The organism is Laedolimicola sp., from assembly GCF_051972735.1.
Classification (GTDB): Bacteria; Bacillota; Clostridia; order Lachnospirales; family Lachnospiraceae; genus Laedolimicola; species Laedolimicola intestinihominis.
This window is the reverse complement of sequence record NZ_JBOKYU010000069.1, coordinates 1-7,562: the sequence shown is the minus strand read 5'-3', so window position 1 is coordinate 7,562 and position 7,562 is coordinate 1. Positions and strand designations below refer to the sequence as shown.

Sequence of the window (7,562 nt, the reverse complement as noted above, 5' to 3'; positions counted from 1 at the left end):
CCCCTCAAGATGAGATATCCCATTCGAAAGAAGTAAGACCCCTTGAAGACGACAAGGTAGATAGGGCAGAGGTGGAAGTGCAGTAATGCATGGAGCTGACTGTTACTAATAGGTCGAGGGCTTGACCAAGAGTGTAGAGATACACGAAGCGTCATAGGATAGAAAATGTCTAAAAGATATGCAGTATATAGTTTTGAAGGTACAAGGAAGTACCTGAACACTTGACAAGGGTTGGGTGATCAGGTATTATGGTATCTGAATTAAATATTCCTCGATAGCTCAGTGGTAGAGCGTTCGGCTGTTAACCGAAATGTCGTAGGTTCGAGCCCTACTCGGGGAGCTAAGAAAACCTGTAAGCGTTGCTTACAGGTTTTTTTGGGTCTACAATACCGTGTTACATTGAAACGTGAAAGTCAGGCTTTTTATAGAACAAAAAATCTTCGAAGGAAGGTACATTCTTTTTTATTGCATCAAAACAGGCAGTAATTCAGACAATAGGGAATCATTAAGAATATGATGATAGATAATTATTTTGAATAGATAAGGAAACATATTTTTTTAAATTAGGATATGAGGATAAAATAAGACCTCCCAGAATAGAAACTGGAAGGTCTTATTTCATATTGAGATTATACACAATACCTCGTGGTACATTCTTAGCAGAGTTCATCCGCCAGCGCTTCGATCTGGCCGCGGCTATCTTCGCTTAAGGCAGACAGAATACGAACGGTATTTTCTGCAAAGGTAAGCTTCTTACTGTTTTCCAGTAAAGCTTTCATACCTTTGGCAGCAGTCGGAGCCCAGGAGCCATTTTCCATAAAGGCAACAGTGCGGTTCTGGTAGTTCCGGTCGGTCAGGTGCTCGATAAAATCGCGCATGAACGGGAAGATGCCGCCGTTGTAGGTGACGGTGGCAAGAACCAGCTTGCTGTAGCGAAACGCGTCTTCTACGGCTTCCGCCATGTCGGTACGAGCCAGATCGTGAACGATAACGTTCGGGCAGCCCTTAGTGCGGAGCCTATCAGCCAGCAGCTCGACAGCTTCCTGCGTGTGACCATAGACAGAGGTGTAAGCGATGACGATACCGTCTTCCTCCGACTGGTAGGATGACCAGGTGTTATAGAGATTCAGGTAATATCCCAGATTTTCCGTGAGCACCGGTCCGTGCAAGGGGCAGATGGTCTGGATATCCAGGGTAGCAGCCTTCTTCAGGAGATTCTGTACCTGTACGCCAAATTTGCCGACGATGCCAATGTAGTAGCGGCGTGCCTCGCAGGACCAGTCCTCTTCCACATCCAGAGCGCCGAATTTACCGAAGCCGTCGGCGGAGAACAGTACCTTATCGCAGACGTCATAGGTCACCATAACCTCTGGCCAGTGAACCATGGGAGCGGCCACGAAGGCCAGGGTGTGCTTGCCGAGACAGAGCGCGTCGCCTTCTTTGATGACAACCTGTCTGTCAGCATAATCCGTGCCAAAGAACTGCTTCATCATGGCAAAGGCCTTTGCACTGGACACGACGGTGGTATCCTGATAAAGCTCCATAAATTTGGCGATATTGGCGGAATGATCCGGCTCCATGTGCTGTACGATTAGGTAATCCGGATGGCGGTCGCCCAGAAGAGCGCCGATCTGATCCAGCCATTCCTGTCCGAAACGCGCGTCTACGGTGTCCATAACGGCGATTTTCTCATCCAGGATGACATAGGAATTGTAGGCCATGCCGTTCGGAACCACGTACTGACCCTCGAAGAGATCCACATCATGGTCATTGACGCCCACGTATCTGATATCTTTGGTAATTTCCATTGTAATACGCTCCTTTTAGTTAAGATAGGCTAATTATAGCATATTTGAAATAAGGTGTATAGAACAGAAAAGTCGAAAGAAAGGAGAAATGAAGAGAAAGTAAATAGAGTGCAGAAGCTTTTTCGTTCATCTGGATTCAGAAAAATCTGGATAAAAGAAAAAATCTGCACTCATGAACATAACGTATGATTCAGAAAAGTATTTTGGTAAAAGGTAGGAAAATATCTTTACAATACTTCCGGTTCATCTCTGCGTAGTTCCAGGTACACATGTCCCATACTTACATAGAAATAGGGACGTATCCACAGAAAACCGATGCCCATGGAACCGATACCCAGCAGGCACAGAGGCAGGAAGCCCAGCCACAGACGCAGAATGCGGAAATACTGACCCTGCATTAGGCGGCGGCTGGTTTGCAGCGCGTCTTTGGCGGAGCAGTATGGGTCGTCCAGCAGCACAAATTCAGTCAGGCACCAGGGGATGGATACCAGTACTGCCGGGATGCAGGCGAGAACCGCATAGGCCGCCATATGAGTCAGAAGCTGAACGACTTCTGCGGACATATTTGTAATATCGATGCTGAAGGGAAGCTTCAGGTAACAATACAGCGCAGGTGCGAACCAGACCAGGGATACCGCGTAGCGGAACAGATAGGTCAGGATAAAAGTATCCGGCTGATTACGGAAAGCATAGAGAAAGGGCCAGGGCTGTACGATGGATTTTTTTCTGCAAAGAGAATAAAGGTAGCGGATCAGTCCTATTGTAAGGAGAGAATTCAGGAGCATGACAATCAGATTCAGGATCCAGAACAGCGCCTGATTCAAAGGAAGCGGTGATTCTCCAAGACTGGTACTCTGCAAAACGATGGTCAGTGCCAGGGTAAATATGGTCAGACTGATGGTTAAATTGACTGCAAAGAAATAATTTCCCTGCAGGGTCATACGGGCCTGGCGGCGGATTTCCTTTGGTTTCATCATAAGGAGCCACCTCCTGTCATCGGAAGCTGTGTGGGCAGCTGATTATAAAGGTCGGAAATTGCTTTCTGCAAAGCATCCGGATCCATCAGCGTCTCCAGACCGAAAAGCTGAATGGCCAGATAGAAGCCGAGTACCAGAATTACCACAGTAATCAGGATAGCAAGGATAGAAACGGTCATGCCGCCTACAGCTTTTGGGGAAAGCCGGTAGCTGTCACCTTTGGACAGATGGGCGAACAGGATACTCATACAGCCAAGAGGCAGAGCCATATAGATGAAATAAATGCTGATAACCGAAAGGAGCGTCAGAACGCCGAGAATCAGAGAGAGATTCGCCATCCGGTTCGGCTTTTTTCTATAAGGATTAAAAGGTGGCTGTTGAAAATTCATATTTGGTTGTTCGGTATGATTATAGTCCATAAAAATTCCTCCTAATTAAACATGATAACATAGCTGATAATGAAAGACAAATAAATCTTACATACGGGCCGAAAAAGAAAAATCATGAAAAAGGCGCAAGCAGGAGAATGATACAGGCGGTCAAGTTATGGCTTGCGGGGAAAGGAGGATTTTCGTATAATAAGAGCAGTGCCGTGACCGGAAAAGGTCAAGGAGAGACAGGAGGAACACTCTTATGGATATTATCAGGAAACTGACAGAGGAGCTGGGCGTTCAACGCTGGCAGGCAGAGGCCGCGGTCAAGCTCATCGACGAGGGAAATACAATTCCATTTATTTCCAGATATAGAAAGGAAGCGACGGGGTCGTTGAACGACGAGGTGCTGCGAAATCTGCATGAGCGTCTGACGTACCTTCGCGGTCTGGAGGATAAGAAAAATCAGGTGCTGGGAAGCATCGAGGAGCAGGGAAAGCTGACGGAAGAGTTGAAGACGCAGATTCTGGCGGCAGAGACCCTGGTGGCCGTGGACGATCTGTACCGCCCGTACCGGCCCAAGCGGCGTACCCGGGCGACCATTGCGAAGGAAAAAGGTCTGGACGGTCTGGCGGATGTGATTCGTCTGCAGTTGACGAAAAAGCCACTGGAGGAAGAGGCGGTGGCATATCTTTCCGAGGAAAAGGGCGTGCTGACGACAGCGGACGCCATCGCCGGAGCTGGAGATATCCTAGCAGAGGCCATTTCTGATGAGGCAGACTACCGGGCTTATATCCGGAAGGCGACCCTCGACGAGGGTCAGCTTCTGTCCGAGGCCAAGGATGAGAAAGCTCAGACCGTCTACGAGATGTATTACCATTATGAGGAGCCGGTGAAAAAGGCGGCCGGACACCGGATTCTGGCCCTGAACCGGGGCGAGGCGGAGAAGGTGCTGACTGTCCGTGTGGAAGCGCCGGAGGAGCGCATTTTACGCTATCTGGAGAAGAAGGTTATTGTGCGGGTCAATCCGCATACGACGCCGGTGCTGAAAGCGGTGATTGCGGATAGCTATAGCCGTCTGATAGCGCCGTCCATCGAGCGTGAGATAAGAAATGAGCTGACCGAGAAAGCGGAGGATGGAGCCATCAGTGTCTTTGGCAAGAATCTGAAGCAGCTTCTGATGCAGCCGCCCATCGTGGGACAGGTGGTGCTGGGCTGGGATCCGGCCTTCCGTACCGGCTGTAAGCTGGCTGTGGTGGACGCCACCGGCAAGGTGCTGGATACGGTAGTCATTTACCCGACGGCGCCCCAGAACAAGGTGGCAGAGGCCAAGGCTATCCTGAAAAAACTGATTGCGAAATATGGTATCACGCTGATTTCTGTGGGCAACGGAACCGCGTCCCGGGAGTCGGAGCAAGTCATCGTGGAGCTCATCAAAGAGCTGCCCACGCCAGTTCGTTATGTGATTGTAAATGAGGCCGGTGCGTCCGTCTATTCCGCCAGCAAGCTGGCCACCGAGGAATTTCCCAATTTCGACGTGGGACAGCGAAGCGCCGCGTCCATCGCCCGCCGCTTGCAGGATCCGCTGGCAGAGTTGGTGAAGATCGATCCCCGCTCCATCGGCGTCGGTCAGTATCAGCACGACATGAACCAGAAGAAGCTGGGAGAGGCCCTGTCCGGCGTTGTCGAGGACTGTGTAAATAAAGTCGGTGTAGACCTGAATACGGCCTCTGCGCCGCTCCTGGAGTATGTGTCCGGTATTAACAAAACCCTGGCGAAAAATATTGTAGCCTACCGGGAAGAAAATGGTCGCTTTAGCAGCCGCAGAGAGCTTCTGAAGGTGGCTAAGCTGGGTCCCAAAGCCTTTGAACAGTGTGCGGGTTTCTTACGCATCACAGGTGGCAAGAATCCTCTGGACGCCACCAGCGTACACCCAGAGTCCTACGCCAGCGCCGAGAAGCTGCTGACTACCATGGGCTACACCACAGAAGATTTGAAGAAGGACGGCGTTAAAGGCCTGTCCGGGAAGATTCATGATTATAAGCATCTGGCAGAGAAGCTGGAAATCGGCGAGCTAACTCTGCGAGATATCGTCAAGGAACTGGAAAAACCGGGGCGGGATCCCCGCGATGAGATGCCGAAGCCCATTCTCCGTACGGATGTATTGGAAATGAAGGATCTGAAGCCGGGTATGATACTGAAAGGAACCGTGCGTAATGTCATCGACTTTGGCGTATTTGTGGACATCGGCGTTCACCAGGATGGTCTGGTGCATATCTCACAGATTACCGATCGATATATTAAGCACCCGCTGGAGGTGCTGAGTGTGGGAGATATCGTGGATGTGAAAGTCTTGAGCGTAGATTTACAGAAAAAACGAATCGGATTGACGATGAAAGATGTAAAATAAATATCCCGACAAGAACGTAAATCCCTGCCGGGAGAAAAATAAAATAGGTTGGAGGATATTAGCTGATTTTTCGTAGGGACGAGCAGGCTAGGCAAGCACTCGAAGGAGTCCCTGTTTGAGGGCCGTAGGCCCGAGTTGGCCGGTCGGGTGTGTAAAAGCCGCCTGCGAGGAGTAGAAAAATCTGCGTATCCTCCAACCTATTTTATTTTTCTCCCGACAGTTCAAAATCTACCGTTTTATCAAATCTATTTCTTATAAAGAATACGGATGGAATTCAGCACGCACAACATAGCCACGCCCGTATCGGCGAATACAGCCAGCCACATATTCGGGTGTCCGGCCAGACCCAGAATCATAACCGCGATCTTGATAACCAGAGCGAAAACCACGTTCTGAACCGCAATACGGTTGGTGCTGCGGGCGATGGAGATGGCGGTGGGTACAGACTCCATACTGGAGGTCATGAATACCGCGTCAGCTGCCTCGATAGCCGCGTCTGCGCCGCTTCCCATAGCCGCGCCCACGTCAGCGCCGGCCAGAACCGGAGCGTCGTTGATGCCGTCGCCCACGAACATTACATTGCCGTTCTGCTCTCGGAGCCTGGTCATGATACTCAGCTTATCCTGGGGAAGAAGCTTTGCGTGAACCTCGTCGATACCGGCCATCTTCGCTACCGCCTCAGCGCTCTCCTGGGCGTCGCCGGTCAGCATGACAGTGCGAAGACCCATTTTCTTCAGACGGGCAATGGCGGATTTCGCGTCAGCCTTCAGGGTATCGGAAATAACCAGATATCCGGCCAGCTTGCCGTCCACAGCCAGGAAGACCTCGGAGCCGTAGCCAGTGTCGATGGCAGCGTCCATAGTTATCCCATTTTCATCCATCAGCTTCTGATTACCGCAGAGTACCTTGCCTGCAGCAAGGGAAGCGGAGATACCGTGGCCTGCGATTTCCTCCAGAGAAGCGGGATTCTCGAGAGCGATACCCTTCTCCTGTGCAGCGGTTACGATGCTGACAGCGATGGGGTGCGTGGAGAACTGTTCGCAGCTTGCGGTGATGCAGAGCAGCTCATCCTCGGAAATAGTTCCGGTGGCAACCACCTTCTGAAGCTTGAAGTTACCCTCGGTCACAGTACCAGTCTTATCCATAACCACAGCGCCCAGGTTGCTTAAGGCTTCCATAGCCACGCCGCCCTTGAACAGGATACCCTTCTTGGAGCCTGCGCCGATACCGGAGAAGAATGCCAGCGGTACGCTAAGCACAAGGGCGCAGGGGCAGCTCATAACCAGGAACGTAATTGCGGTATAAATCCATTGATGCCAGTTGCCGGTCACCAGAGACGGCAGGATAGCGGTTACCAGAGCCAAAGTTACGACGATGGGCGTGTAAACCTTGGAGAACCGGGTAATAAAGCGGTCGATCTTCGGCTTGCTTGCGGCTGCATTTTCTACGGAATCCAGAATACGGGTTACCATAGATTCGGACAGCGGCTTCTCCACGTGAATCTTCAGCTGACCGGAGGTGTTCACACAGCCGGAGGTGATGTCGTCGCCGGCTTTTACAGCCACCGGAACGGGCTCGCCGGTAATCGGTGAGGTATCCAGACGGCTCTCACCTTCAATGATTTCACCATCCAGAGGAATCCGGTCGCCCGGACGAATGAGCAGGATATCGCCCACCTTGGCGTTTTCAGCCGGGATGACTTTAATATCGTTGCCCTGTACCAGATTGACGACCTCGGGACGCATATCCACAGCGTCCATGATCTGTCCGCGGCTTCGCTCTACGGCCTTGTGCTCGAAGAACTCGCCGATGCGGTAGAAGAGCATAACGCCCATGGCCTCGGGATACATGCCGATGGCAAAAGCGGCCACAGTCGCCAGGCTCATCAGGAAATTCTCATCGAAAATCTGTCCATGGGAAATATTTTTTGCGGCGGTCAGAAGCACGCCTGCGCCAAGGATCAGGTAGCCAATGACAAATACGGGCAGGGTTACGA

Annotated in this window: 5 protein-coding genes, 1 tRNA gene and 1 rRNA gene; 3 read left to right on the top strand and 4 right to left on the bottom strand. The window is 51.1% G+C overall.

Annotated features, from left to right (window positions below; all coding sequences use genetic code 11):
* Both ACTRC3_RS11205 and ACTRC3_RS11200 read left to right on the top strand, forming a co-directional pair.
* Window positions 1-129, top strand: a 23S ribosomal RNA gene (locus tag ACTRC3_RS11205); the annotation flags it as partial.
* A 139-nt stretch (window positions 130-268) separates the two neighbouring features.
* Window positions 269-340: transfer RNA gene (locus ACTRC3_RS11200), tRNA-Asn, on the top strand.
* Window positions 341-656: 316 nt separating this feature from the next.
* Here ACTRC3_RS11200 and ACTRC3_RS11195 read toward each other — a convergent pair.
* From ACTRC3_RS11195 to ACTRC3_RS11185, 3 genes are all read right to left on the bottom strand, one after another.
* Entirely contained in the window at window positions 657-1,808 is a 1,152-nt protein-coding gene (locus ACTRC3_RS11195) for an FprA family A-type flavoprotein (protein WP_440323125.1), read from the bottom strand.
* A gap of 227 nt (window positions 1,809-2,035) precedes the next feature.
* Complete coding sequence (locus ACTRC3_RS11190) at window positions 2,036-2,785, bottom strand: DUF975 family protein (protein WP_440323124.1); 750 nt, start codon at window positions 2,783-2,785, stop codon at window positions 2,036-2,038.
* Complete coding sequence (locus ACTRC3_RS11185) at window positions 2,782-3,204, bottom strand: hypothetical protein (protein ID WP_178038503.1); 423 nt, start codon at window positions 3,202-3,204, stop codon at window positions 2,782-2,784. Before ACTRC3_RS11185 ends, ACTRC3_RS11190 begins: the two co-directional genes overlap by 4 nt.
* Before the next feature lie 214 nt (window positions 3,205-3,418).
* Between ACTRC3_RS11185 and ACTRC3_RS11180 the strand changes: the two genes are divergently transcribed.
* Entirely contained in the window at window positions 3,419-5,566 is a 2,148-nt protein-coding gene (locus tag ACTRC3_RS11180; RefSeq protein WP_440323123.1) for a Tex family protein, read from the top strand.
* Between the two features lie 245 nt (window positions 5,567-5,811).
* Here ACTRC3_RS11180 and ACTRC3_RS11175 read toward each other — a convergent pair.
* A partial coding sequence (locus ACTRC3_RS11175) for a heavy metal translocating P-type ATPase (RefSeq protein ID WP_440323122.1) occupies window positions 5,812-7,562 on the bottom strand: 1,751 nt, incomplete at its 5' end.